The following is a 25353-nucleotide window of genomic DNA, read 5'->3' as shown; positions in this document are numbered from 1 at the left end:
ATTTAGCCTGAATGTTCCTGTCAATATTGTAAAGGACATTCAGGCTTGTGGAGATTTTGAACGGCTTGCCTTGAGCAAGCTCTTGCTGTTTATTGACAGCGTAAAATATTGAAAGTAAAGATGATGAAACCAACAATTGTTTTGGTTGGTCGACCTAATGTGGGTAAGTCTACCTTGTTTAATCGGTTGACTCGTACTAAAGATGCTCTGGTCGCAGACGTGCCAGGTTTGACTCGTGACCGTCACTATGGTCACGGCCGAGTAGGAACTAAGCCTTATTTAGTGGTTGACACTGGTGGTTTTGAACCGGTGGTGGATAGTGGCATTCTGTATGAGATGGCGCGGCATACTTTACAGGCTGTTGATGAAGCAGATGCGATTATTTTTCTGGTAGACGGACGTACCGGATTGACGCCACAAGATCAAATTATTGCCAATCATTTGCGCAAAAGCACTCGGCCGGTGTATCTGGTGGTGAATAAAGGTGAAGGGGCTAATCAATCAGTGTTAGCAGCGGAATTTTATGAGCTCAGTCTAGGTGAACCTATTGTTATTTCTGGTGCGCATGGAGATGGTGTTTACCATCTAATGGAATCAGTATTGGAAGATTTTCCTGATGAAGAAGAGGAAAAGACCAATCAACATCCCACTTTCGCCATCATCGGTCGTCCTAATGTAGGTAAATCTACTTTGGTGAATACGATTTTGGGTGAAGAACGCGTCATTGCCTTTGATATGGCTGGCACTACGCGCGATTCAATTCATATAGATTTTGTTCGTGATAACCATCCTTTTACTATTATTGATACAGCTGGGGTACGTCGTCGCGGTAAAGTAGATGATGCTATAGAAAAATTTTCAGTGATTAAAGCCATGCAGGCAATTGAGGCAGCGAATGTTGCCGTATTGGTGCTGGATGCGCAGCAGGATATAGCGGATCAGGATGCTACTATAGCTGGATTTGCCTTGGAGGCTGGAAGGGCACTAGTGGTGGCCGTCAATAAATGGGATGGTATTGATAATGAACGCAAGGAACAGGTGAAAAGGGACATTGCACGCAAACTTTATTTTCTAGACTTTGCGAAATTTCATTTTATTTCTGCCTTAAAAGAAAAGGGCATAGATGGATTATTTGCATCTATTCAGGCTGCTTATGATGCTGCAATGATCAAATTGTCTACGCCTAAACTGACTCGCGTGTTACAAACAGCCTTGGAACGTCAGCAACCACCAAGAGCTGGTTTAATCCGTCCTAAAATGCGATACGCACATCAGGGAGGTATGAATCCTCCTGTTATTGTCATTCATGGTAATGCATTGCAACATATCAGTGATGCATATACGCGGTATTTGACCCAAACATTCCGTAAGGCTTTTCATTTACAGGGTACACCTTTACGAATACAGTATAATGTTAATGCTAATCCTTACGATGAAAAGGAGTCCAAACCTAAGCAATCTCTGCGACGCGTAAAACTGAGCAACCGAATTGCTAAGCGTGAAGAGATTAAAAAATCGAAAAAGCAGGTAAAGCGTAAAAATAATGTCAAATCTAAGAAAACAAATGCACGGTAATGTGTTAGCATTGGACATGCTTAACTAAGAGCTTAACTCAAGAATAGTTTAGCGATCACATAATCAAAATAACGGAGTATTTAAATGAGCGCCAAAGGACAAATGTTACAAGATCCTTTCTTGAATGCACTACGTAAAGAGTATGTGCCAGTTTCTATTTATTTAGTTAATGGCATTAAACTTCAAGGACAGGTTGAATCTTTTGATCAATATGTTGTGTTACTGCGTAACACTTCTGTGACCCAAATGGTGTATAAACATGCCATTTCTACTATCGTCCCTGCCCGTGCAGTAAGTTTGCAACATGAACCAAAATCTGCCCCTACTGAGTAGTAAGATAATTGCAATTAATAAAAAAACCGTGTGAATCACGGTTTTTTTTTATTTAATGGGTCATCGATTTGGACAATAAGTTTATGACTAAAACACCTACCAATATAAACCCGATACCGATAATTGCTGCCAGATCCAATTTTTGTCCAAATTTAACCCAGGCAATTAAGGATACACAAACAATACCTATTCCTGACCAAACTGCATAAGCAATTCCTACCGGCATGGTTTTAAGCGTCTGAGACAAACAATAAAAGGAAACCATATAGCCGATAATCGAACAGGCGCTAGGTATGAGACGAGTAAAACCGTTACTGAGCTTAAGCATGCTGGTAGCAAAAACTTCCGCTAAAATGGCGATAGCAAGATATAACCATTGACTCATCGTTATTCCTTTGACTTAATTAATTTGCAATTTAAGTAAGCATTATAAATAAGTTTGCTAAGGTAACTTGAATTTTTACTTCCAGCTTACGCAAGCGGATAGTCAGTCGTCTTTTCATGTTACTGGCGATTGAAATAAACCGGATTTTTGATGACTTTTTTAATCTACTATTCAATCCAATAATCAATGCAACGAAGTCGCGCTTCTGTTTAAACAAGAATAGGTGGCGACTTAACTATGCTTAGCTGGTTTGGCTCTGTAGGAAATGATTAGCTGGGCACTGGCGTGCCAACCAGCCATAGCACAATCGGCAGGGTAACTAGACTGAGTAAAGTACTGAATAATGTTGCGCTGGAAACCAATTCGGGATGAGTATCAAACTGCACAGAAAGCAATGTGGTATTGGCTGCCGAAGGCATAGCGGCCAAAACGATGAGAATTTGCTTATAAACGCTAGGAATAGGCAAGAAATAGACCAGTATGGTTGCTATTAAAGGGGACGCGATCATTTTGGTGACTAAGGCAAAGCTGATTTTGCCATAGTCAAGCTGAGTGATTTTGATTTTTGCTAATTGCATACCCAAAATAATCATGATGATGACTATAGAAGAATCTCCGATCATGCTGATTGAGGTCATCACAGATTTAGACAAGGGAATGTGACACAGCTGAAATAAAATACCCAAAAAAGCACCATAAGCAACCGGCATACGGATGACTGTTTTCAATACGGCTTTTTGACCGGTTATGGATGTATCTGTGCTCCCCTTAACTGCATAGTAAACGCCTACTGTGCACATGACAAATTGCTGTAATACCATCATGATAACGCCCAAATCAAAGCCAATCTGACCGAAAAATACCAGTAATACAGGCATGCCGTAGTTTCCATTGTTCATAAAACAAGAACTTAAAATCATGGCACAACGTTCTGAAGTGGTGTATTTCCAGCATACTGACCAAATGGACACCACAATGACCAGAAAAAAACATAACCCAAATATGTAGAATAGGTAAAAGAGATAATCGAAGTTTAAGTTATGAGTATAAAAAGCTTTGAAGGCCAGAAATGGTGAAAGCACATATAACGACATTTTGGATAAATTGGCTACATCAAAACTTAAGGTTTTTTGAGCGATATAACCAACAATAAAGATACCAAATATCGGTAACAGAATCATGAAAAACTGCATAGCTCACCCCAAGGCTGGATGTTTGGTCATCATCCAATAATATCTAGTGTGTTGTTACGGCCAATCTGGCGTAAACATTGATCAAAGTGGTATTTTAGGTTAGAGCGCACTGAGTGTATACACAGCTGATAAATATTAATCTGTTTATATTAAGGGTTTTTACACCAGCAGCATGGGCATAATAAGTTTGAATTGCAGCAAACACCTAAATTTGTATGCCGTAAGATTGGTTGAAATTGAGGTAAACAGCCAGAAAATTCGATAGTATTCTAAACATCAATGCTTATACCTCAATTATTCGTTGAATATAATCAATTAAACTTCTTCAATGCCATAGAATTTGGTTCCAATTTTGATTGTTTCACGTCCATGTTCACGGCGCCAGTTATTGGAATCTCTTAAAGAGTAAATACAGCCGCAATATTCTTGCTGGTAAAACTGTTCACGTTTGCTAATTTCGACCATGCGTTGGCTGCCACCACCTTTGCGCCAGTTATAGTCCCAATAGGTGATTTCTGGATATTTTTCTGCGGCTCGCATACCACAAGAATTAACCTGCTGCATGTTTTTCCAGCGTGAAATACCCAACGAGGTGGTGAAGACAGGAAAGCCATTTTCGAAGGCATACAGTGCAGTTCTTTCAAGACGCATATCAAAACACATGGTACAACGGATACCGCGTTCGGGTTCAAATTCCATGCCTTTGGCACGCTCAAACCAGTTATCCATATCATAGTCGGCATCTACAAACGGGATGTTGAATTTTTCGGCGAAGGCTTTGTTTTCATCCTTGCGAATTTCATACTCTTTTTTGGGATGAATGTTGGGGTTATAGAAATAAATGGTGTAATCTATGCCGGCAGCCAGCATGGCTTCCATAACCTCACCAGAACAAGGTGCACAGCAGGAATGCAGCAGAACCTTATTGGCTTGGTTCGGGGGTATTAATTCGGGGCGCTGAATATCGGTAACCTGAACGGTTGGATTCATGATGTGTTTTCCTGATAAATTATTATAGACAGGTATTTTAACAAAGCTTGTTCGGTAAAAATACAGATTGTGGGTAAAAAAACGACCTTTAATTTCAAGGTTATGGAATAAATCAGTGACCTTGACCACAGCTTGTGGGTGAAACATGGTGTGCTGTTTATGCAGATTAATCCAAGATTTATGAAGCTATACCAGCTCGCTAGTAAACATAGCGAGCTGGTATATCTCAGCAGATCAAGCCCATATCAGATCTGACTTTAGTTTTCCAATATTGCATTGGTAATTAAAAAAACGCTATTTTCTCTCTTTTTTACGAGTTCGGGATTTGCCAGAACGTTTTTTGTTGCTGCTCTCTGTTTTGATTTGAGTGGATTTTTTAGTTTTATGGCGTTTCGTTTTGCTATTGCTACTGAGCAATGTTAGATCAATGCGACTGTGATCCAGATCTGCCCGAGCGACTCTTACGGTTACTTTGTCACCCAGTTTAAAACGTATTCCACTGCGCTCGCCAATGATGGCCATAAGCTCAGGATGATAGTTGAAATAGTCTTCGCCAAGATCACTAATGTGTACCATGCCGTCTATATAAATATCATCTAAGGTGACAAATAGTCCAAAATTGGCCATGCCAGAAATGGTACCTGAGAAAACTTCGCCAATTTTATCGCGCATGTAGTAGGTTTTGAGCCAATTATCTACATCACGGCTGGCATTATCCGCTTTGCGTTCTGCTTGTGAGCACCAAATACCCAAATCCTGCCAGGATTTTGGCTGATAGGTAGTATGGTTAAGGACTGCTTTGATGGCTCGATGGACGGTTAAATCCGGGTAACGGCGGATTGGTGAGGTAAAATGGGTGTAAGCGGGATAGGCCAAACCAAAGTGCCCGATATTATGCGGCTCATATACTGCCTGTTGCATAGAGCGTAACATCATGACTTCAATAATTTGCCGGTCTGGACGCGTTTTAATTTCTTCAAATAAATGGGCATAATCTTTTGGTGTGGGTTTATCTCCACCTTGCAGCTTTAAGCCCAATAAACCCAATTGTTCGCGTAAGTTATTTAGTCGGTCTGCAGTTGGACCGGCATGATTGCGATACAGAGCAGGGTGTTTATGCTTATGTAAAAATTCCGCTGCGCAAACATTGGCTGCAAGCATACATTCTTCAATTAGGCGATGCGCTTCATTCCGCTTCACAGGGATGATGCGTTCAATTTTGCCTAATTTGTTGAAGATCATTTGAGTTTCAACCGTATCAAATTCCATAGCGCCTCGTTGCTGGCGTTTTTTCAATAGAATCTGGTAAAGGTGATACAGATTTAAAACGTGTTGTTTAAGCGGGTCATCGAATTGATCATTGCTGATCCAATCCCATGTTTGGGTGTAAGTTAGACGCGCATGTGAACGCATTACAGCTGGGTAAAATAGATAGGACTTGATATTACCTGCATAGGTAATTTCCATATCGCAAACCATGCACAAGCGTTCAACATTGGGATTGAGTGAACAGATACCGTTGGATAGTTTTTCCGGTAGCATGGGGATCACCCGACGTGGGAAATACACACTGGTAGCGCGCTCAAGAGCATCCGTGTCAATGGCATCATCTGGTTTCACGTAATGGCTGACATCGGCAATGGCCACCACCAGACGATAATTACGACCTTTTTTCTCCGCATACACCGCATCATCAAAATCACGGGCAGTTTCGCCATCAATAGTGATTAAGGGTAAGTCGCGCAAATCCACTCGATTTTTATAATCCGCTGCCTTGACCTGATCAGGGATTTTTTGTGCTTGTTGCAGACAGGCAGGACTAAATTGATGTGGCAAGTGATGCTTGCGCACAGCAATTTCGATTTCCATGCCACTATCGGCATAGTCACCCAGAATTTCAGTGACACGAGCCACCGCTGCCTGGGTCGCATCGGGATAAGATTCGATTTTAGCAACCACAACCTGCCCAGCTTTTGCTTTTCCGACAGAATGAGGTTGCAGCACAATACTGGCACCGAGGCGTTTATCTTCCGGAATCAATAGCGCCACACCATGTTCCAATTTTAATCTGCCTACTACGTCTTTATTAGCTCGTTCGATGATGTCCAGCACCTGTCCTTCCCGACGACCTTTCCGATCCAGACCAATGGGGCGTACCGTGACAATATCACCATTCATTAAACCGAGCATTTGTCGAGCGTATAAGACGAAATCATGACCATCAGCCGGATTTAACGGAACGGCAAAACCAAAATCATCTTTATGTACTTCGACCCGACATTTCACCAAAGCCAATTTGTCAGCCACACACACAGCACCGCGGCGATTGATCAGTACCTGTCCATCTCTGGCCATCGCATTAAGTCGACGCTCGAAAAATGCTTTTTCTTCGGGAGTAATACTGAGTTTTTTTGCCAAAACGGATGTGTTAACCGGTATACCAATTTTTTCCAAAATCTTAAGAATCCATTCTCTACTGGGTAATGGATTGATATATCGTTGTAACTCACGTTCAAGATAAGGATCTTGATGGCGTAAATCTGATTTTTTCTTCATAAGGTGTTGACAATCTTTTTTGAGAATATATAATTCAGGTCTTCGGTAAACATCTACTTTAACCGAAAGCAGCAATAGTTGCAAAAGCCCAGATGGCGGAATTGGTAGACGCGCTAGGTTCAGGTCCTAGTGCCCGTTTAGGGTGTGGAAGTTCGAGTCTTCTTCTGGGCACCATCTCAACGCTATACAGTGATCAATATTTTTCCCATTTGAAAATTTTAAAGTTCAGAATTTTCATTTTCTAAATAGTCTTCTTTTCATCAAATCTATCAGTTAGCATAAGAATCTAAATTCACAGATATAATTATATCTAATTTGTTATTCTGTTCAATTATATGCCATTTGGAACAATCTGACTATATTAGCTTGGTTTAAACTGGTTTCGTGTTAATGACCTGAGCAATTTACGGCAAATCAACCAAGACCGAAAACTTGCGCATAAAGCAAGGTGTCTAAGCGTATTAAGTCCCTGCTTCAGGCTGGTGTTTGATTACATTATTTGTCAAATTAACAGTTAATTGATCAAACGCCCATTCTTTATCGGTGTCTACGCGGGCTAAAACTCATCCCATGGGGAAAGCGAGTACGCTTACCAGAGCCTGGGCTGCCCAATAAATTGCATTAATTTTATTATTTTGTTGCCGGATAGACATGGCTCGAAACATGAACATGTCTGGTGCCATGTTGTAGACTGCCAATACGGATAATGCAATACGCAAACAATGGCTGCGATTATTGCAGCAGAGGCTAAGCTACCGCCCGTAAATACTACGATCAATGCTATAGCTTGAAGAGCTAGGTTGATGCAATCGATGAGTTCTAAGCAAAAGGTATTCGCTAACATTTCTCTGGTGGCGGCAATGACAGCAGTGTTAGCGGGCTGTTAAATAATAACTAAAATTCCAGCACGCCAAAAAGAACTAGCGATTAATTTAAATACCCGCAGCCGCAATGGTTGAATATCCGCAAAAAGCATAGCGGGTGGTGTCAGCGTATGCCTGCTGCAATACCCCAAGTAGCAAAGTGGCACAGAAAATGATGGTAAGCGCACAGCTGACCGGTTAAATATTAGATGAATAATCTAAAAAATAAAGATGCGATAACTGATGACACCGGACAGGAAGTGATTAGATTTTCAATTTCTTGATTACTCATATGCCAAATATTATAAGTATTTATACGGAAAACAGAAAATATTAAAATAACTGGACTTTAATTGAGGTAAGATTAAAGACTTGGAAGTTCCAAAATCAAAATAGGATACGGATGTAAAAAAAGCAAAGTCAAAATTTTATATTTGATGTATAGATGCCTTTTAGAAAGAAAATTTCCATGGAAATAAAGCTTGTTTGCCATGCTTCAAGTTTAAATTGAATATTTGATGGAGTTGCATCAGTAGATAAGAATCTAAATTTATTTGCAGACAAGGATGGGTTTGATTAGTATCAAGAGTAATCCATGCAAATGAAACTATATCTAACGGATTTGAAAAAAATATACTAAATCATTAATAGAGATTATGGAGTATGAAAAAAATCATCAATAACATTGTTTTCTTAGTGTCCTTACTGGTATTAAGTTCTTGCTTTTTAAATAACAGTAGGGAATTAGAAAAACGAAATATTACTCATACTAGAAGAACTGATACATCAGAACTTCCAATAATTGATAACTATAATTGTGGACATGTAGAAACGACAGGTTTAGGTGAATATACGCTATCTTTCAAGAAAAAGGGGGATATGTATGGTTATTATTCTTTTAATATGGAAACCATACTTACTCACTTTAAAATAACTTTAGATAATAGCAGAATAAGGTTCAAAGAAAAGTATCAGTTTATTATCGGAAATTATGCAGGAAAAGATGATTTACAGTTTACTTTGAGAAAAATAGATTCTCAAAATTTAATTTTAGAGATAATTCAATTTACCAGGCATTCAACGACCGATAAAATATATTTTAGTAAAAATAATGAAAATGAATATGAGATTATAAAAATGGAACAATTACAACCAGGTAATGATAATGTTCAGATATGTCCATATAGTCATCTTCGTATACAACATTCAAAAGTAAATTTAATCTCCGAATCCATTAAAAATCCGGATTGTTATTATAAATATCGCATCAAATGATAAAAGATTATTCTTAGAAAAGAAGAAAATTATTTAAAGAAATTAAGTAAAGGGTACTCGTATCCATATCTATCCTTAAAAGAGATGGAAAGGAAAATCTGGAAGGATATTCTGGCTTATAAAGGTTTTAATAAAAGCAGGGTTAAATCTTTGATCAAGAAGCTTTATTCGTTTTAGGGAATAAAGTATCAGAGTATTGATCATATTTTAAAGTCAGCAAAGACAATACAGAAATGGAGAAATCAGATGTTTGGAGTTTAAAGTTAGTGTACAAAAAAACGTATCTAAATATACTTGAGATGGAAAATACCTAAAAAACCTATTTCAGCAGGGAATAAGCCTCTAAAAAAACAGGGATAAATTCTACATCAATAGTTAGCTGTCTTAGGAGCACGTTTACCTGCCGGAGGATTGATCTGGAAATGGAGGCATGCTTCCCAAAAAATGGTGCTAACTTTAGTTTTAAAGAATCGTCTACCCCGACAGGTGGAGTTGATTTCGGTTAAGGTAGCATGCGTCTGATTATTCGATGCCTAATATGTTGGCGATTTGTCGTATTGATTGTTTAGTGCGGTGGCTATCTGTTTCTGTTGCCAGACAAATTTTGCCCACACGTATAACCAGAGCTGATTTGATGATCAACTGAAGACTGTCTGATCCAAGCGGTATTTTCAACTATGGCTATGACTAAAATATTGATCCACTATAGGCTTAAAAAATAAAGCAGCCCAGTATTGATTTTGCCGGACTGCTTTATGCGGATGCGAGGTAAACGGGATTACTGGTTTACCGCAACGGTTAATTCACGCGTTTCGTGGAAACGAATTTCTGGCCAGCGTTCTTCTGTCAGAGACAGATTAACTCGATTCGGTGCCAGATAAGTTAAATTTCCTCCTGCATCTGTAGCCAGATTGAGGGTGTTGGCTTTTTCGAATTCAGCCATTTTTTTGTTATCAGCACAAGACACCCATCGAGCAGACCAGATATTGGCGGGTTCAAATACGGCATCGACGCCATATTCATTGGCTAATCGGGCTGTAACCACTTCAAACTGGAGCACACCCACTGCGCCGAGAATCAGATCACCACCATTATGCGGACGAAATACCTGAACCGCACCTTCTTCACCAAGCTGTTGCAAACCTTTTTGCAGTTGTTTCATTTTCAGCGGATTTTTAATTCGAACTGCGCGGAACAGTTCGGGGGCAAAAAATGGAATACCGGTAAAGGTCAGTTGTTCTCCTTCGGTGAAGCTGTCGCCGATCTGGATATTGCCATGGTTGGGGATACCAATAATGTCACCTGCATAGGCGTCTTCGACTAATTCGCGCGTGTGGGACATAAATGTCACGACGCTGGATGCGGCAATTTCACGATTAAGGCGTAGATGTTTTATTTTCATGCCTCGAGTGAATTCGCCAGAACAAACGCGTAAGAAGGCGATGCGATCTCGATGCTTAGCATCCATGTTGGCTTGAATTTTGAATACAAAACCAGAAAATTTGTTTTCCGTTGGTTCGACTACTCTTTCAAGCGCAGCTCGGGGTTGTGGTGCTGGCGCCCAATCGATCAGGGCATTGAGAATTTCCTGAATACCAAAATTATTGATGGCAGAACCAAAGAATACTGGTGTGAGCTCGCCCCGCAAAAATGCGTTAAGATCAAATTCGTTGGATGCTGCCTGTACTAATTCGATTTCTTCGCGTAATTGCTGGATTTCAATCGGAAATAATTCATCCAGTCGGCTATTATCCAATCCCTTAATCACATCGAACTCATGCGGTAGCTTTTCACCACCTGCTTCAAACAGATAAATTTCATCATTGAGGATATGGTATACCCCTTTGAAATTTTTACCCATGCCGATAGGCCAGGTGATCGGTGCACAACGTATATTAAGGATATTTTCTACTTCATCCAGTAGTTCTAAGGAATCTCGAACTTCCCGATCGTATTTATTCATGAAGGTAACGATAGGGGTATCACGCAATCGGCACACATTCAACAACTTGATGGTCTGAGCTTCGACACCTTTGGCCGCGTCGATCACCATCAAGGCACTGTCAACTGCGGTGAGCACACGATAGGTATCTTCTGAAAAATCTTCATGCCCAGGTGTATCCAGCAAGTTGACAACATGTTGCCGATAATCAAACTGCATCACTGAAGAAGCAACGGATATACCGCGTTGTTTTTCAATTTCCATCCAGTCTGAAGTGGCGAATTTACCGGACTTTTTGCCTTTAACTGTTCCGGCGGAAAGTATGGCACCTGAAAACAATAATAGCTTTTCAGTTAGGGTAGTCTTACCTGCGTCAGGGTGTGAAATAATCGCAAATGTGCGGCGACGTGCCGCTTCTTGGGCAATTTGGCTCATGTTGTTTGCTAATGTGAAAACAATAAAAACAAGACGGCTCAGGCCGTCTTGAAGGTAGGCTAATTGTAGCACAAGTTAATATAAAATCTGAGGGTTAAATGCGGTCACCAAAGATATTTTTTTCTGTCTGTGTGGCAGATCATGATAATGGTATTGAAAATAGGTGCTTAGCTGACATTTTAGTCTTAATCTGCGTAATCAAATTTGCCTAGGTTGGCTTAGCAGTCTATACCATGGCATGGTTGCAACATCTCTATGAGAGCGATCAGAAAAACTGTGTAACCAGATTCAGTTCGGCTGATTCAGTATGCAATGGTTCTGCGACGGCATCATGCTTGATCACTGCTAAAACGAGGTAGGCATGCAGATCCGATACTTGGTTGATGATTAAACCGACTTCGTCATCATGACAATAGATGAGTTCACCTTCTTTAACTGGCGCTGTGGCCTGTAATTTGACTAAACCACGTTTTACTTGTCCGCGATATTGAGCTCGGGCAATGATTTCTTGTCCGGGATAACAGCCTTTTTTAAAATTAACTGCACCAACTAGCTGCATGTTCAACATTTGTGCCACGCAAGTTTCGCTGGTAGCAGCACAAATCCAGGCTAAGCCATGATTTATTTCATAGATCTGCCAGTTGGTCACAATACTGGCATCATAGGGCGGTAAATGTTCTGTTTTGCTCAGTTCAATGACAGAGCCATCCGGTAGGGTAATACTCCATTGGTTGTTGTCATGAGTTGTTGGCAAAACATATTGCGGTTCAGATGGTAAGTCAAAGTGAGTAGACGGGGCACTCGCTGCCACGCCCCATTCAGGCATAGCTTCAAGTTTTACTTTACTGCGCATAACATACATTTGTAGTTTTTTCAGCAAAGCTGTAATTTGATCGGTGGCTGCCATCAGCAGTAGGTCATTTTCCCGCTTTAAAACTAGCAGAGTCGCTATTACACGTCCTTTAGCGGTATTGTAAGTGGCTAAACACGCCTGACCAATAGGTAGATTGTTAATATCATTTGAAAGCTGATTATTTAAAAACGTAGTACGGTCTTCGCCACTCACGCGTATCAGACTAAAAAAAGGCATTAGAGACGATGTCATTTGAGTCATATTTTTTTATCCTCTCATTTTATATCTTCACATAAGATATTTTCTGAGATTCAACAAAGTAAAAGCCCCGACCATTTGATGGGTAGGGGCGAATAAGCTAACAAAAGTCAGTTTATTTGTGATCTATTTTAGATTTGAGCTGCTGATAGATTTCTGGATGATCATTTTTCAACAATTCAGCAATTTCCATATTGGTGCGGTTTAATTTGCTCAATTCCAATTGCTCAACATGCACCAATCGTACCAGTTCGCGAACTGGTTTAGGAATATTGCGACCAGCTTCATAACGTGAACCGCCTGACTGAGTTACCCCAACCTGACTCCAGAACTCAATCTGATTCAAACCAAGTTTTTTACGGATTTCGCGTACGTTATTAATGGGTTTAAATGCTTTCATAATTTTTATACCTTAAAAACGAGTTTGTCTATGTTTAACTAGCATTACTTTATTTAATATGATCATTCATAAACAATCAATTATTTTGGTAAATTCCGACTAAAGTCAACGTTATAGCCAGAAGTTACCAATATGCATAATTATCTATTGAGTTCTATCTTATCACAATAGTTTTTACATTAGCTTAGAAAAGGTATAAAGCATATATTTACGCAATAGGGGTAATTAGACCTATATTGTTAATTTTTATGATGTAATATAGATAATTACCTATATTTGTCATAAAATTTTTAACTAAAATATAATAAAGTTTAAGAATAATAATTTTATGTTTTGGTTTGGTAAATTTACGCTATTTTAAGGTTTACCTGTCATAGGACTGATGGTTAGGATTTCATAACCTGTATCTGTAACAAGGACTTCATGCTCCCATTGAGCGGATAATTTATGGTCTTTGGTTACAACAGTCCAGCCATCGTTCAAAATCTTTAAATGACGTTTACCTTGGTTAATCATTGGTTCAATAGTGAAGATCATGCCTGGTTGCAGTTTTAAACCGGTATGGCGCCTTCCATAATGTAACACCTGTGGCTCTTCATGAAAGCCACGTCCGACACCATGTCCACAGAATTCTTGGACAACGGAATAGCCAGCATTTTCGGCAACTTGTTGACAGGCATAGCCAATATCGCCCAGTGTTGCTCCAGGGCGGACAACTTCAATACCCGCCATCATGCTTTGATGGGTGACATTGATTAATCTGCGGGCTTGAGGGCTGATTTCGCCTACAGCATACATACGGCTGGAATCGCCATGAAACCCATCTTTGACGATGGTGACATCGATATTCAAGATATCGCCATTTTTTAATGGTTTGTCGTCGGGGATTCCATGACAAATAACATGGTTGACCGATGTGCAGCAAGACTTAGGAAAAGGGGGCGTACCATAACCTAATGGTGCCGGATATCCACCTTGTACATTGATGTGATAGTCATGAATCAGTTTATCCAGCTCATTAGTGGTCACACCAGGTTTAACAAATTGACCAATATAATCTAATGCTTCTGCGGCCAAACGACCTACAGCTCGCATCGCTGCAATTTCTTCGGGGGTTTTAATGATCACTGACATAATTTAATCCTTTAGATTGGTTCTTTATTCAGGTATTCAGATTGTGGCTGATCAAGCATTGACCAATGTAGATAGTTCCTGACTGATATTATCCGCACGCATTAAGCTTTCACCTATTAAAAAGGTATTAATCTGATGTTGTTGCATCAGGCGGATATCATTGGCAGTAAAAATACCACTCTCAGTCACCACAGTTTTACCGTGTAAATAAGGGAGCAATTTTAAGGTTTGATTTAAATCTACTTCAAAAGTACGTAAATTACGATTGTTTACCCCCCACAATGGGGTTTGCATGTCGCGACATTTTTCCAACTCTTCTTGGTTGTGCACCTCTAGTAACACAGTCAAATTCAATTCATGAGCGATATGCTCATATTCCAGCAATTGTGACTGTTCTAAGGCTGCGGCAATAAGAAGAATGGCATCGGCGTTTTCGGCGCGAGATTGATAAATCTGATATGGATCGATAATAAAATCTTTTCGCAAAACCGGTAAGGTGCAGGCATTGCGTGCTTGGTTCAAATAGGCAAAACTTCCTTGAAAATACTGCTCATCAGTGAGAACAGACAAACAGGCTGCACCGCCTTCTTCATAGGCTTGGGCAATGGCTGCCGGTTGAAAGTCTGCACGTATCAGCCCTTTAGACGGGCTGGCTTTTTTTATTTCGGCAATAATGGCCGCTTGCGCATTTTGGTGTTTTTGGCTAATGGCATGAAGAAAGGAGCGTACCGTGGTCTGTTGTTCCGCTTGTGCTCTGACCTCATTAAATGGGATGGTTGCTTGTGCTTTGCTCACCTCGATTTTTTTGGTAGCCAAGATTTTATTTAGTATGTCACTCATTATGATCGATCCAAAACAGGTCTAAAAGACTGTTAACCAGATTATGGTTTAATTTTGCTGATGGCTCTCTAAAATAAATTTAGAGCATACTGGGTTCTCATTCTGCACTTTTTTAGACAATATTATCTTCACTGATTGCAGATTTCAGCAGCTGAAATAAAGCGCGAAAAGCTTTAGGCGGTTTATTTTCAGCCTGTTCTTTACGCGCATTGCGGATGAGGGTACGCAGATTATTCACCTCAATGTCGGGATAGTGGCTAATTAATTCAGTCAATGCTTTATCATCCGCAATCAGGGCTGAACGTAAATTTTCCAGCCGTTGCAGATAAGCATTATGTGCCGTGTTTTCACCTTTAAGCCGAGCCAGATAATGACTAATCGGAGTATGATCTATTTCGCGCATTAAACGCCCAATATATTGAGCTTGTCGTTTGAGTGCACTATTGGAGGTAATTTTCTGATAAGTTAACACTGCCTCAAGTAAATCTTCCGGCAAATCCATTTTTTTCAGCGTATCAGAAGACAATCGGGTCAGTTCCATTCCCAGCGCTTGCAAATCATTCATTTGCTTTTTCATTTGGGTTTTACTGATCCATTCTTCGTTGGAGTTGATCTGGCTGACAAAATTAGATTTCATAAAATTGACTTCTTAACATGGTGTTCATTCACATCTATCTATTCTATCAAAAATTTATCGTCTGCATTGCTTTTCCTGCTGAAACAGACAAGCTTAAAGCATTTAGTTAGATCAATTAAAATATTACTTTAATTAAACTCCTAAAAATTTTATAAAAAAATAACCTGTTCATTCAATTAGATATGATTGTTTGCACGAGCCAACTTATGTTTTTGCATGAATAATCTAAATTAAAGCTCTACTTGAGCTTAGATAAGCTAATCTGATTTTATTTTAATCATTAAATAGCTGGGACTAGGTTTGTTTGGAGCAACTATTGGTCTATTGCTTTGAATTTATTGATATAAATAAGCCAATAGATACGCTACATGATATTGCTAAACTAAAGTAGCGTAAATAGATTACTGCGATTTTGCAGCATCAATACGTGTTTTCAGAGTAGGCACTTTTTTTCGATGCAAAATCTATTTACATAGTTGGTTTGCTAGTTGGTGTACTTTATGGCAAGGCAAAATGTCACTACCGTTAAGAAAAGAAAACCCAAGCTGGTGAAGTGGAAAAAGCCATTTAGTTTCGTGCAATACCATGTCAGTAAACCACTGATTCCTATGATGGTGCTTAAAGTCCATGACATGATTGAATTAAGGATGCGTCTATATTTGGTCTGTTGTTGGTTTTGTTCTGGGTACTGTGCCAAGTCATTTTGCTCAGTTGCAGGTAAGTCAAAAAATTGCTCATTGCAATAACCAAGCATTTCATGAGGTTGATGGATAGTTTGAGCTGTGCCGGAATGGATAGGAGCGATGCTACTAAATAAGAAATTGACAGTCTCATCCGCTCGCATTGTGTCCTGAAAAAAGTCGAATATATTAAGATAGATATATTCTTCAGAATTTGCAGGCCTGATATAGTCGATAAATTGTTGATACAGAGATAAATATTCTGGATAAAATTGCTGAATATATTCGAATCCTTGAGCAGTACAGGTATTGAACGTTTCCAATGTGATCATTAGACTGAAATCATCTGCATGATTTTCATCTTCGAAGTATTTTTCAAATTGTTGTTCAGATAATTTTTCAATGTGGTTTAATTTGGGGTACAGATTGCGTATGCATTGTTCATCAAAAAGTGTTGTCCAAAATATAGGTAGATTAGCATCTCCTTCAAACTCAAAGTAATGATCTGAATCTATATTTCTACTTGAATATAATACGGGTCGATAACTCATAAAATTATTTTTATCTGCTGTAATCGCCTTTATTTTATCTGAGTAGAGTATGTTTGACCATTTTCAATCTTCCTATAAAACCCAGCGAAATAACGTTAAACTTTCTATCCGCCTTTATTCATAGACAGCGCAAATCAATATATGCTCCATAAATAATCAAGTTATTCCTACTAAAAGCGCCAAATCAAGCTCATATTTTAGGTTTATGTTTTAAGGTGTTGAATGCATCTCACCTGAGCTGAAAACAGCATGTTAGAATATATCTTCACTTGTAAAAGAGAAAAATATGTTTCATCACGATGCGGAACAATTAAAACGACTAAGTCATCAAGCGTTAGAGCAGGCTAAAAAATTAGGTGCTACAGCAGCTGAAATAGATATCAGTGAATCGATTGGTCAAAATGTCCAGGTAAGGCAGCAAGATGTAGAGCACATTGAGTACCAACAAGATAAATCTCTGGATGTCACGGTTTACTTGGGTCAAGCTAAAGGCAGAGCCAGTACTGGCGATTTTAGTGATGATGCCATTAAAGATGCGGTTAGTGCCGCCGTGAATATTGCCCGATATACGGCACAGGATAGCTGTGCCGGTTTAGCCGATCCAGCTTTACTGGCGACTGAATTTGGCGATATTGAATCCTTTTTTCCCTGGGCTTTAACCACAGATGAAGCCATTCAGATTGGTAAGCGTACGGAGAAGGCAGCCATGGAGGCGGATCAACGTATTATCAATACGGATGGTGCCGAAGTGCAGAATGATCATTATCAGTATGTTTATGCTAATACCAATGATTTTTGTGCCTATCAAAAAGGTAGTCGTCATAGTATATCTTGTAGTGTGGTGGCAGAAGATGTTGCTGGGATGCAGCGTGATTATTGGTATTCGTTGGCGCGTGATCCAAGAGATTTAGCTTTGCCAGAAGAAATCGGTTCCATGGCGGCGCAGCGCACAGTGCGTAGGCTGTCTGGACGGAGTATTCCAACCGGTCAATATCCAGTCATTTTTGATCGAACTTTGTCTGGCAGTTTGATTAGTCATCTGGTTGGTGCTTTGAGTGGTGGGGCATTGTATCGTCAGACTAGTTTTCTGGCTGATAGCTTGGGCCAGCAGATATTGGCACCTTGGGTGAATTTAACGGAAAATCCACATGTGAAAAAAGCGCTTGCCAGTACCTATTTTGATGCCGAAGGTGTGGCAACCCACCCACGTACTGTGATTGAGTCAGGGCGTGTTTGTGGCTATTTTTTAAGTAGCTACAGTGCACGAAAGCTCGGTATGACCACCACCGGCAATGCTGGCGGTGTACACAATCTGTTTTTAAATCATACTCATGCTTCTCAAACCGAGCTTTTACAAGCTATGGGTACGGGATTGTTGGTGACGGAATTAATGGGGCAGGGTGTGAATACCATTACCGGCGATTACTCACGTGGAGCCGCTGGATTTTGGGTGGAAAATGGAGTCATCTCTTATCCCGTTGAAGGAATAACCATTGCTTCGCGCTTACAGGACATGTATGCCGGTATGGTTGGTGCAGCCAATGATGCATTGCCCTCACAAACACATAAAATCGGTTCAATCTGGATCGATAGCATGACCGTTGCCGGTGACTAAGCTGGATTCGCTGAATTTCAGCTTTGACTTACTTTTTTAATTGTACAAATAATGTTTAGTTTTGATTAAACCATATTGCTGGGTTAAACAATTTTTTGCAAAATGTTTTAAAGCAAAATGGGCGAATTCAATAATTATTCTGCGTGTTTTTATTGAAAAGATTCGCTGTGTACACAAAAAAATGCTAAGTCGAATTCATATTTCAGATCATTACTACGCTCAGGTCATTCTCATTACAAAGATTCTAAGTTTTGTATCTGACCAAGAAATCCTTAATGACCATGGTTGGTATTTTGAATAATATTGGTCCTGATAGAGACTTGTTTTTTTACTTTTATTGCCATTGAGTATGGATCAAATTTTTTGGGTGGATATCTTTTATATCTGCACAATCAATCTTAACTGATGAAATGCTTTTCTTTAAGGCACTTTTGGGGCAATGCTGGTTATCAAGATATTTTTCGTTTTATAATGTTTTTTTAAGCTATCACGAATAAGCAGCATTCTTCGATAAGGTATGAAAAGTATGAGTTTTCGTAAAGCGTTATGGTCTGTTTTTTTTCTGGCAGTATTGTGTGCGGGTTTCTCTTTTTTTGCTCAATATGTTTTAGGAAAAAATCCTTGTGTATTATGCATCAGTCAAAGATTAGCAGTCATGCTGACTGCAGTGGTGGCTTTGATTTGTGCTTTGCTACCTAATCGTAAGTTGATTGGGCGGTTGTTCAGCACTCTTTTAGTCAGTGTGGTGGCGATAGGCGGGTTGGGCATAGCGATTTACCAAATTTATATCCAACAATTGCCTATTATGGATCAGCCTTCCTGCGGGGCACCTTGGACATTTCGCTTAAGAGATGCGCCATTGTTTAATTGGTATGAACCAATAATTCGTGGTACCGGAAATTGTGGTGAAGTGCAAACTTTTATGTATGTTTCTTTACCTATCTGGAGTGTGTTGTTTTTTTCAGCGGTACTGATTTGGATCTGGGCGTGGCTGGTGCGTAACGGTCGTCGTGTTGGCTAGTGCCATAGATTGATCAAAAATGTAGATTTGCTTAGATTGATCAAGATTTTTTGCTTACTTTTGTCAGGCTGGGATAGAAACAAGGTTAAATCGGATACGATGGTATCGCCTTGGTGTGTATCCCAGTTATTTTTATTCTTATTCTTTCTTCAAGTGCTGAAAAGTTTTTTCTATATAAAATTAGATAGGGTTTGCCTGGTTTAAATCCATCTGATCAATTTTGAATTCTTTAAGTTTAAGACCTAGGAAGGTTTAAACCAGAAACTCATTTGCAGCGCAAATAAACGTTCATGATAAATACGATGTCGCAACGCTCCCCCTTTATCTACTCTTTTTTGATATGATATATTTTTCTGGATTAATCCAGAAACATCAATCAAAATCAGCATATTTGCAGGTCGATATCATTTAAGCCTTCCGGAATGAATAAAAAATTCTTACTTGTTTCTGTATACAAAGTCAGCTTGGCATGCATGCTGTTCTTTTTTTTGTCAGCCTGTCAGGAAAAGGAAAACAGTGAAGAGCACCATTCTGCGGATGTGACACATAATGTGCCTGTATTGAATGATCCAGCTCAAATCAGTCGATTAATTCCTAGTCGGGTAAAAGATCGAGAAGTTTGGGCACAAGATATCAGCCGCATTATGGATGAGCTGCGAATTAGCAAAACTCAAGAAAATGTATGCGCGATTGTCGCTGTGATTGATCAGGAATCTAATTTTGTTGCCAATCCGACTGTGCCGGGCTTAGGGAAAAAAGCGATTAATGCATTCCAAACAGAGGTGCCACAGAAGTTTGTTAAACAGTTCGGACCTGCATTGGGACCAGCCATTGCCAGATATTTTAATTATGTCTTGTCGAATGAACCCAGTCAGAAAAACAGTTTTCTCAAGCAAATAGCGCAGGTAAAAACTGAACAACAGCTGGATTTAATTTATCGCCAACTATTTAATTATGTGTCTAAACAATTTTACGCTGACGGCATTGCTAATGCCGCAGCCAAATTAATCGGTAAGGATATTGGAGAACAAAACAATCCGATTACTACCATTGGTTCGATGCAGGTATCTGTGCGCTATGCGCGCGAACAGCAACGAGACAATCGGTCTGTTAATGAATTAAGAGATTATCTGTATACCCGTGAGGGCGGTTTGTATTATGGTATTCTTCGCCTGATGAAATATCCGGCAGCTTATAGTCAGCCTTTATTTCGTTTTGCTGATTATAATTCGGGGATGTATTCCAGTCGCAATGCAGCATTTCAGCAGAATATTAATAAATTATTAAAACACGATATGGCGTTAGATGGCGACCTATTACTTTATGATAAGGATGGCAAAGCTCAGCCACAAATTAGTCAAACGGAAATGTTAATTAATCAATTATTTGCAGATTATGGTGTTAGTTTAACTGCTGACCAGATTCGCTCTGATTTATTGAAAGAAAAACAACCACAGTTTGAAAAAACCATCACTTATGAACAGGTTAAAAGGTTATATCAACAGCAATTTGGACAAGCTGCTCCTTATGCCATTATGCCGCAGGTGGTGATTAGTGGTCCTAAATTGAGCAAGGATTACAATACCAATTGGTATGCTTCAAATGTGAATCGTCGCTATACGCTGTGTATGCGAACGGCTAAAGGCTCTCGGCGTCGTTAATCAATCATTAGCCCAGCTAAGCTGGGCTAAGTGATGTCTTGCTTTAGCTGGGTTATGCTTACTGTCTGGCTTCCAATGCTTCCCAGCGCTCAAGTTTTTGCAGTAATAATTCTTCAATGGTACTGATCCGCATCTGCCATTCAGCTGCCAGTTTATAGTCATTTTTGAAAATTTCTGGATCGGACAGTTTCAGATTTAGTTCCATTTGCTCTTGTTCTAACGCCGAAATTTCATCTGGTAAGGCATTTAATTCTCGTTGTTCATTGAATGAAAGTTTATCACTGCGACGATTTTTATTTTTGGATTTATCGTCTGTTTGGTTAGGTTTTGTGCTGGCTTTCGGCGGAGTGTGCAAAGCCTCTTCGCGTCTTTTCGCATCCATATAATCCTGATAGCCACCAATGTATTCTTTTAGATGACCGTTACCTTGAAATACAATTGATTGGGTAACCACATTATCTAAAAATGTACGATCATGGCTGACGAGAAATACCGTGCCGGTGTAATCGCGTAATAGCTCTTCCAAAAGTTCTTGAGTATCGATATCCAGATCATTAGTGGGTTCATCCAACACCAATATATTGGCAGGTCGGGTAAACAGTTTAGCCAGCAACAAACGATTACGCTCGCCGCCAGACAGTGATTTCACCGGACTATGTGCCCGCTGAGGCGAAAATAAAAATTCTTCCAAATAGCCGATTACATGTTTGCGTTGTTGCCCAATTTGCACATAATCATTGCCTTGACCAATGGTGTCAAACACGCTGTCGTTTTCATTTAGTGAACGACGAAACTGATCAAAATAGGCAACTTCCTGACGGGAGCCTAAATGAATTTTGCCAGATGTAGGCTGTAGTTCACCCAATATCAATTTTAAGAATGTGCTTTTGCCCACGCCGTTTGGTCCGATCAGACCGATTTTATCACCACGTTGGATGATGGCAGAAAAGTCCTGCATTATCTGTTTATGCCCGTAGGAGAAGCTGGCATGTTCCAATTCAGCAATGATTTTTCCGCTGGCTTCGCCACGGTTGAGACTGAAGCTGATCTGACCTTGTACCTCACGTCTGGCAGCACGATCACGGCGTAATTGTTCCAGTCGTTTTACTCGACCTTGATTACGAGTTCGGCGAGCTTCAATGCCTTTGCGAATCCATGCTTCTTCCTGCGCATGAAACTTGTCAAATAATCGGTTGTGTTCTGCTTCAACCGCAAGTTCCTGACTTTTCTTTTCACTATAGGCCGAGAAGCTGCCGGGATAGCTGCGTAAGTGTCCGCGGTCTAATTCGATGATGCGAGTGGCAATTTGATCCAAAAAACGACGATCATGTGTCACCACGATCAAACTACCAGCAAAATTTTTAAGCAGATTTTCCATCCATTCGATGGCGTCAATGTCTAAATGGTTCGTCGGCTCATCTAACAACAATATATCCGGTTTTTGTACCCATGCTTGCGCTAATGCAACACGTTTTTTTTGACCACCACTTAAATTACCGATCAGTTCATTTTCTGGCAGGCTTAATTCGCCCAATGTCTGGCGGATGAGCGCATCAAACTGCCAGCCATTGCGACTTTCCAGCTCATTTTGTAATTCATTTAGGCGTTGTAAACTTTTGTCATCATTGATGTGAAGGCTGAGATTATGGTATTCAGCCAATATACTTTTTAGCTCACCTAATCCTTCGGCAATGGTATCGAAAACTGTGGCTTGATCATTAAACTGTGATTCTTGCGGAACATACACCACTTTCAAGTCATTCTGAATGGTTAATAAACCATCATCCAGCTTCTGAACTTTAGCAAGAATTTTAAGTAATGTTGATTTGCCAGCGCCATTGCGACCGATAAAACCGATTTTTTCTCCTGCCTCAACTTGCAGTGATGCATGATCTAATAAGGGATGGTGTCCGACAGCATAGCTGGCATTATCCAGCGATAAAATGCTCATAATTGATAGAATAAAGAAGTCATTTTTTAAGCTCGTATTGTAGCAGTAACCGAGAAGAATTGCTGATGATCAGCGATTAAAAATTGTGCAATGTTTATCGACATTGATATCACCAGAAAAAAAGGGCAACTTTTCTTCACAAGTACTTTCGCTGCTTTGGCATAACAATATGGTGCCGTGGCGATTTAGTTTCAGGATGCGAGGCTCACGCTTTTTATCTAAAGATACCGCTTTTAAAGCATAGCTGTTTCCATCATGATAAAGAGGATTACCCAAAATACGTACGCAGAAATGTTGATTTTGTGGTGAATAAAGCTTGATCCATGTGGTTGAGTTTTGTTTAAAACTGGCATGATGCTGATAATTTTTTTCCAGATGTTGGCTATTTACTAGCAACAGTGCTTGAGCTTGCTGTAGAGCAGTAAATCTTTGGAAACGGTGGATAAAAAAAAAGGAAATGGAGGCTAAAATGATGATTATCGACACTGTAATCAATATTTGTATCAGTGTAAATCCGCGGGTTGAATTTGGATTATTAGAGATATTAAACATGAAATAAACATAGAATAATATTTCATAATACTATAACATAAATTTTGAACGTATCAATGGATAATTGTTAATTATTGTTTATTTATTAATGATTTAATGTTATTTTGGGATAGGGTATTGCGATATAAATTAGACTTATTGTTTAAGCAGTTTTACGCTAATTTTTTTGAACAAATAGAACATCAGTGATCACAAAAACACAGCAGATGATAGAAATATCATCTGCTGAATGAAAAATAATCTGATTTTGTGCTGAGTGAATCGCAATATCGTTTTGCTTAACTAGCGTCGATGGAGACTTTCCATGCGGATCATGGTAACGGGGGATAACACTCGTGGCAGAGCTTGGATGCGCTGCATCGACTGTTTAATAAACCGCTCTTGTGTGGAGTGGGTAAGAATAACTATTTCTGTAGATTTTTGATCGATCACCCCTTTTTGGATTAATGCTTCAATAGAAATACTTTCTGATGCCAAAATATTAGCAATTTCCCCCAAAACACCGGGTTCGTCTTGCACGGACACGCGCAGATAATAACTGCTGATAATGTCGTCCATTGGCAGTATGGAGATGTCTTCCAATGATTCAGATTGAAATGCCAAATAGGGCACTCGATAGCTTGCTTCAGCATTTTGTAATCTGGTGACATCCATGATATCGGCAACCACTGCACTGGCAGTGGGATCTGCCCCAGCTCCTGCGCCATAATACATGGTTTGCCCAATCATATCCGCTTGAACAGATACCGCATTCATTACGCCTTCCACTTTTGCCAGCAATCGACTCTCGGGCAATAGGGTTGGATGAACTCGCAGCTCAATTCCTTTCGGGGTTTTACGGGTAATGCCTAACAGCTTTATGCGGTATCCCAATTCTTCAGCATAGCCGATATCGATGCTTTTAAGCTGGCTGATGCCTTCAAGATAACAATGTTGAAAGTTGATTGGTGTACCAAAAGCCAGAGCAGAAATAATACTTAGCTTATGTCCGGCATCCTGTCCTTCAATATCAAAAGTTGGGTCAGCTTCGGCATAGCCGAGAGTTTGAGCCTGGGCTAAAGCTTCCTGGAAGGTGCTGCCATTGGCACGCATTTCGCTCAAGATAAAGTTGCTGGTGCCGTTGATGATGCCGGCAATGGATTCAATATGATTGGCGGCCAGACCTTCTCGCAGTGCTTTGATAATGGGGATGCCACCAGCTACCGCGGCTTCAAACATCACCATAACATTGTGTTTGGCGGCTAATTGGAAAATTTCGTTACCATATTCAGCTAAGAGTTTTTTATTCGCGGTGACGATATGCTTACCATTCTTAATAGCTTGTATGATTGCATCCTTGGCAATCGTGGTACCGCCAATTAATTCGACCACTACATCAACATCGTCTGCATTGACTACATCAAACACATCTTTGGTGATTTTAATCGAAGGATCACAGATTTTTTTAGCTCTCTCGATATTTCGATTAGCTGCATGCGTGATAATGAGTTGACGTCCCAAACGACGAGTAATTTCGCTGCTATTGTTCTGTAATAAGTTGATGGTTCCACCACCCACTGTGCCCACGCCCAGCAAACCGATACGAAGAGGCTGCATACTCACTCCTTGATTTAGACAATCTTAATTTGTATATTAGGGTCAAACTTCATAGAG

Annotated in this window: 20 protein-coding genes, 1 tRNA gene and 3 pseudogenes; 7 read left to right on the top strand and 17 right to left on the bottom strand. The window is 39.8% G+C overall.

Features of this window, described 5'->3' with window-relative positions; genetic code table 11:
• Window positions 1-123 precede the first annotated feature (123 nt).
• Together der and hfq are read left to right on the top strand one after the other, a co-directional pair.
• Entirely contained in the window at window positions 124-1575 is a 1452-nt protein-coding gene (gene der / locus J3U68_RS06220) for a ribosome biogenesis GTPase Der (protein ID WP_267376224.1), read from the top strand.
• Window positions 1576-1659: 84 nt separating this feature from the next.
• On the top strand, window positions 1660-1908 hold the full coding sequence (hfq, locus tag J3U68_RS06215) for an RNA chaperone Hfq (RefSeq protein ID WP_267375530.1): 249 nt from the start codon (window positions 1660-1662) through the stop codon (window positions 1906-1908).
• A gap of 52 nt (window positions 1909-1960) precedes the next feature.
• On the opposite strand, the gene J3U68_RS06210 is transcribed toward hfq, so the two are convergent.
• From J3U68_RS06210 to rnr, 4 genes are all read right to left on the bottom strand, one after another.
• Entirely contained in the window at window positions 1961-2293 is a 333-nt protein-coding gene (locus tag J3U68_RS06210) for a DMT family transporter (RefSeq protein WP_267375529.1), read from the bottom strand.
• 269 nt (window positions 2294-2562) lie between these two features.
• Window positions 2563-3486 carry an AEC family transporter gene (locus J3U68_RS06205; RefSeq protein ID WP_267375528.1) on the bottom strand — a complete coding sequence of 308 codons (924 nt, stop codon included), beginning with the start codon at window positions 3484-3486 and terminating at the stop codon, window positions 2563-2565.
• A 315-nt stretch (window positions 3487-3801) separates the two neighbouring features.
• Entirely contained in the window at window positions 3802-4476 is a 675-nt protein-coding gene (locus J3U68_RS06200) for an epoxyqueuosine reductase QueH (RefSeq protein WP_267375527.1), read from the bottom strand.
• A gap of 294 nt (window positions 4477-4770) precedes the next feature.
• On the bottom strand, window positions 4771-7032 hold the full coding sequence (rnr, locus tag J3U68_RS06195) for a ribonuclease R (protein WP_267375526.1): 2262 nt from the start codon (window positions 7030-7032) through the stop codon (window positions 4771-4773).
• Between the two features lie 86 nt (window positions 7033-7118).
• On the opposite strand from rnr, the gene J3U68_RS06190 reads away from it, so the two are divergent.
• Window positions 7119-7206, top strand: a tRNA-Leu gene (locus J3U68_RS06190).
• Window positions 7207-7595: 389 nt separating this feature from the next.
• Here J3U68_RS06190 and J3U68_RS06185 read toward each other — a convergent pair.
• The gene (locus J3U68_RS06185; protein ID WP_267375524.1) at window positions 7596-7751 is read right to left on the bottom strand and encodes a hypothetical protein; all 156 of its coding nucleotides are present in this window, start codon (window positions 7749-7751) and stop codon (window positions 7596-7598) included.
• An 807-nt stretch (window positions 7752-8558) separates the two neighbouring features.
• Here J3U68_RS06185 and J3U68_RS06180 point away from each other — a divergent pair.
• On the top strand, window positions 8559-9170 hold the full coding sequence (locus J3U68_RS06180) for a hypothetical protein (protein WP_267375523.1): 612 nt from the start codon (window positions 8559-8561) through the stop codon (window positions 9168-9170).
• Window positions 9171-9948: 778 nt separating this feature from the next.
• Here J3U68_RS06180 and J3U68_RS06175 read toward each other — a convergent pair.
• The 7 genes from J3U68_RS06175 to J3U68_RS06145 all read right to left on the bottom strand — a co-directional run bounded on the left by J3U68_RS06175 (window position 9949) and on the right by J3U68_RS06145 (window position 16900).
• The gene (locus J3U68_RS06175) at window positions 9949-11547 is read right to left on the bottom strand and encodes a peptide chain release factor 3 (RefSeq protein WP_267375522.1); all 1599 of its coding nucleotides are present in this window, start codon (window positions 11545-11547) and stop codon (window positions 9949-9951) included.
• A gap of 265 nt (window positions 11548-11812) precedes the next feature.
• The gene (locus J3U68_RS06170) at window positions 11813-12661 is read right to left on the bottom strand and encodes a YgfZ/GcvT domain-containing protein (protein WP_267375521.1); all 849 of its coding nucleotides are present in this window, start codon (window positions 12659-12661) and stop codon (window positions 11813-11815) included.
• A 112-nt stretch (window positions 12662-12773) separates the two neighbouring features.
• Window positions 12774-13058, bottom strand: a complete 285-nt coding sequence (locus tag J3U68_RS06165; RefSeq protein WP_267375520.1) for a helix-turn-helix domain-containing protein — start codon at window positions 13056-13058, stop codon at window positions 12774-12776.
• A 357-nt stretch (window positions 13059-13415) separates the two neighbouring features.
• Window positions 13416-14195: a type I methionyl aminopeptidase gene (gene map, locus J3U68_RS06160; protein WP_267376223.1), complete on the bottom strand. Its 780-nt coding sequence runs from the start codon at window positions 14193-14195 to the stop codon at window positions 13416-13418.
• Between the two features lie 48 nt (window positions 14196-14243).
• Window positions 14244-15032: an indole-3-glycerol phosphate synthase TrpC gene (gene trpC, locus J3U68_RS06155; protein WP_267375519.1), complete on the bottom strand. Its 789-nt coding sequence runs from the start codon at window positions 15030-15032 to the stop codon at window positions 14244-14246.
• Window positions 15033-15144: 112 nt separating this feature from the next.
• Complete coding sequence (gene yjgA / locus J3U68_RS06150; protein WP_267375518.1) at window positions 15145-15669, bottom strand: ribosome biogenesis factor YjgA; 525 nt, start codon at window positions 15667-15669, stop codon at window positions 15145-15147.
• Window positions 15670-16153: 484 nt separating this feature from the next.
• Window positions 16154-16900, bottom strand: coding sequence for a hypothetical protein (locus J3U68_RS06145; RefSeq protein ID WP_267375517.1), 747 nt, complete (start codon window positions 16898-16900; stop codon window positions 16154-16156).
• A 286-nt stretch (window positions 16901-17186) separates the two neighbouring features.
• On the opposite strand from J3U68_RS06145, the gene pmbA reads away from it, so the two are divergent.
• The 3 genes from pmbA (at window position 17187) to J3U68_RS06130 (ending at window position 21197) form a co-directional block, all read left to right on the top strand.
• Complete coding sequence (pmbA, locus tag J3U68_RS06140; RefSeq protein ID WP_267375516.1) at window positions 17187-18515, top strand: metalloprotease PmbA; 1329 nt, start codon at window positions 17187-17189, stop codon at window positions 18513-18515.
• 526 nt (window positions 18516-19041) lie between these two features.
• The gene (locus tag J3U68_RS06135) at window positions 19042-19536 is read left to right on the top strand and encodes a disulfide bond formation protein B (RefSeq protein ID WP_267375515.1); all 495 of its coding nucleotides are present in this window, start codon (window positions 19042-19044) and stop codon (window positions 19534-19536) included.
• 422 nt (window positions 19537-19958) lie between these two features.
• Window positions 19959-21197 (top strand): DUF1615 domain-containing protein, encoded by a 1239-nt coding sequence (locus tag J3U68_RS06130; protein WP_267375514.1) that lies wholly within the window; start codon window positions 19959-19961, stop codon window positions 21195-21197.
• Window positions 21198-21255: 58 nt separating this feature from the next.
• On the opposite strand, the pseudogene J3U68_RS10680 reads toward J3U68_RS06130, so the two are convergent.
• From J3U68_RS10680 to J3U68_RS06115, 5 genes and pseudogenes are all read right to left on the bottom strand, one after another.
• Window positions 21256-21462: pseudogene (locus J3U68_RS10680) on the bottom strand (ABC transporter C-terminal domain-containing protein); the annotation flags it as partial.
• Between the two features lie 348 nt (window positions 21463-21810).
• A pseudogene (locus J3U68_RS10675) lies at window positions 21811-22122 on the bottom strand (ATP-binding cassette domain-containing protein); the annotation flags it as partial.
• A 198-nt stretch (window positions 22123-22320) separates the two neighbouring features.
• Window positions 22321-23148, bottom strand: a pseudogene (locus J3U68_RS10670) (ABC-F family ATP-binding cassette domain-containing protein); the annotation flags it as partial.
• Between the two features lie 69 nt (window positions 23149-23217).
• Entirely contained in the window at window positions 23218-23700 is a 483-nt protein-coding gene (locus tag J3U68_RS06120; RefSeq protein WP_267375512.1) for a pilin, read from the bottom strand.
• A 282-nt stretch (window positions 23701-23982) separates the two neighbouring features.
• Window positions 23983-25296 carry a homoserine dehydrogenase gene (locus tag J3U68_RS06115; RefSeq protein ID WP_267375511.1) on the bottom strand — a complete coding sequence of 438 codons (1314 nt, stop codon included), beginning with the start codon at window positions 25294-25296 and terminating at the stop codon, window positions 23983-23985.
• Between the last annotated feature and the right edge of the window lie 57 nt (window positions 25297-25353).

The organism is Snodgrassella sp. B3882, from assembly GCF_026535915.1.
Lineage (GTDB): Bacteria > Pseudomonadota > Gammaproteobacteria > Burkholderiales > Neisseriaceae > Snodgrassella.
Note: the sequence above shows the minus strand (reverse complement) of the source record. Positions and strands in the feature narration are given on the sequence as shown.

Bases quoted from the DNA above. Each gene is read 5' to 3' on its own strand.
- der (WP_267376224.1), top strand. From the start codon at position 124: ATGAAACCAACAATTGTTTTGGTTGGTCGACCTAATGTGGGTAAGTCT.
- hfq (WP_267375530.1), top strand. From the start codon at position 1,660: ATGAGCGCCAAAGGACAAATGTTACAAGATCCTTTCTTGAATGCACTA.
- J3U68_RS06210 (WP_267375529.1), bottom strand. From the start codon at position 2,293: ATGAGTCAATGGTTATATCTTGCTATCGCCATTTTAGCGGAAGTTTTT.
- J3U68_RS06205 (WP_267375528.1), bottom strand. From the start codon at position 3,486: ATGCAGTTTTTCATGATTCTGTTACCGATATTTGGTATCTTTATTGTT.
- J3U68_RS06200 (WP_267375527.1), bottom strand. From the start codon at position 4,476: ATGAATCCAACCGTTCAGGTTACCGATATTCAGCGCCCCGAATTAATA.
- rnr (WP_267375526.1), bottom strand. From the start codon at position 7,032: ATGAAGAAAAAATCAGATTTACGCCATCAAGATCCTTATCTTGAACGT.
- J3U68_RS06180 (WP_267375523.1), top strand. From the start codon at position 8,559: ATGAAAAAAATCATCAATAACATTGTTTTCTTAGTGTCCTTACTGGTA.
- J3U68_RS06175 (WP_267375522.1), bottom strand. From the start codon at position 11,547: ATGAGCCAAATTGCCCAAGAAGCGGCACGTCGCCGCACATTTGCGATT.
- J3U68_RS06170 (WP_267375521.1), bottom strand. From the start codon at position 12,661: ATGACTCAAATGACATCGTCTCTAATGCCTTTTTTTAGTCTGATACGC.
- J3U68_RS06165 (WP_267375520.1), bottom strand. From the start codon at position 13,058: ATGAAAGCATTTAAACCCATTAATAACGTACGCGAAATCCGTAAAAAA.
- trpC (WP_267375519.1), bottom strand. From the start codon at position 15,032: ATGAGTGACATACTAAATAAAATCTTGGCTACCAAAAAAATCGAGGTG.
- yjgA (WP_267375518.1), bottom strand. From the start codon at position 15,669: ATGAAATCTAATTTTGTCAGCCAGATCAACTCCAACGAAGAATGGATC.
- J3U68_RS06145 (WP_267375517.1), bottom strand. From the start codon at position 16,900: ATGAGTTATCGACCCGTATTATATTCAAGTAGAAATATAGATTCAGAT.
- pmbA (WP_267375516.1), top strand. From the start codon at position 17,187: ATGTTTCATCACGATGCGGAACAATTAAAACGACTAAGTCATCAAGCG.
- J3U68_RS06135 (WP_267375515.1), top strand. From the start codon at position 19,042: ATGAGTTTTCGTAAAGCGTTATGGTCTGTTTTTTTTCTGGCAGTATTG.
- J3U68_RS06130 (WP_267375514.1), top strand. From the start codon at position 19,959: ATGAATAAAAAATTCTTACTTGTTTCTGTATACAAAGTCAGCTTGGCA.
- J3U68_RS06120 (WP_267375512.1), bottom strand. From the start codon at position 23,700: ATGTTTAATATCTCTAATAATCCAAATTCAACCCGCGGATTTACACTG.
- J3U68_RS06115 (WP_267375511.1), bottom strand. From the start codon at position 25,296: ATGCAGCCTCTTCGTATCGGTTTGCTGGGCGTGGGCACAGTGGGTGGT.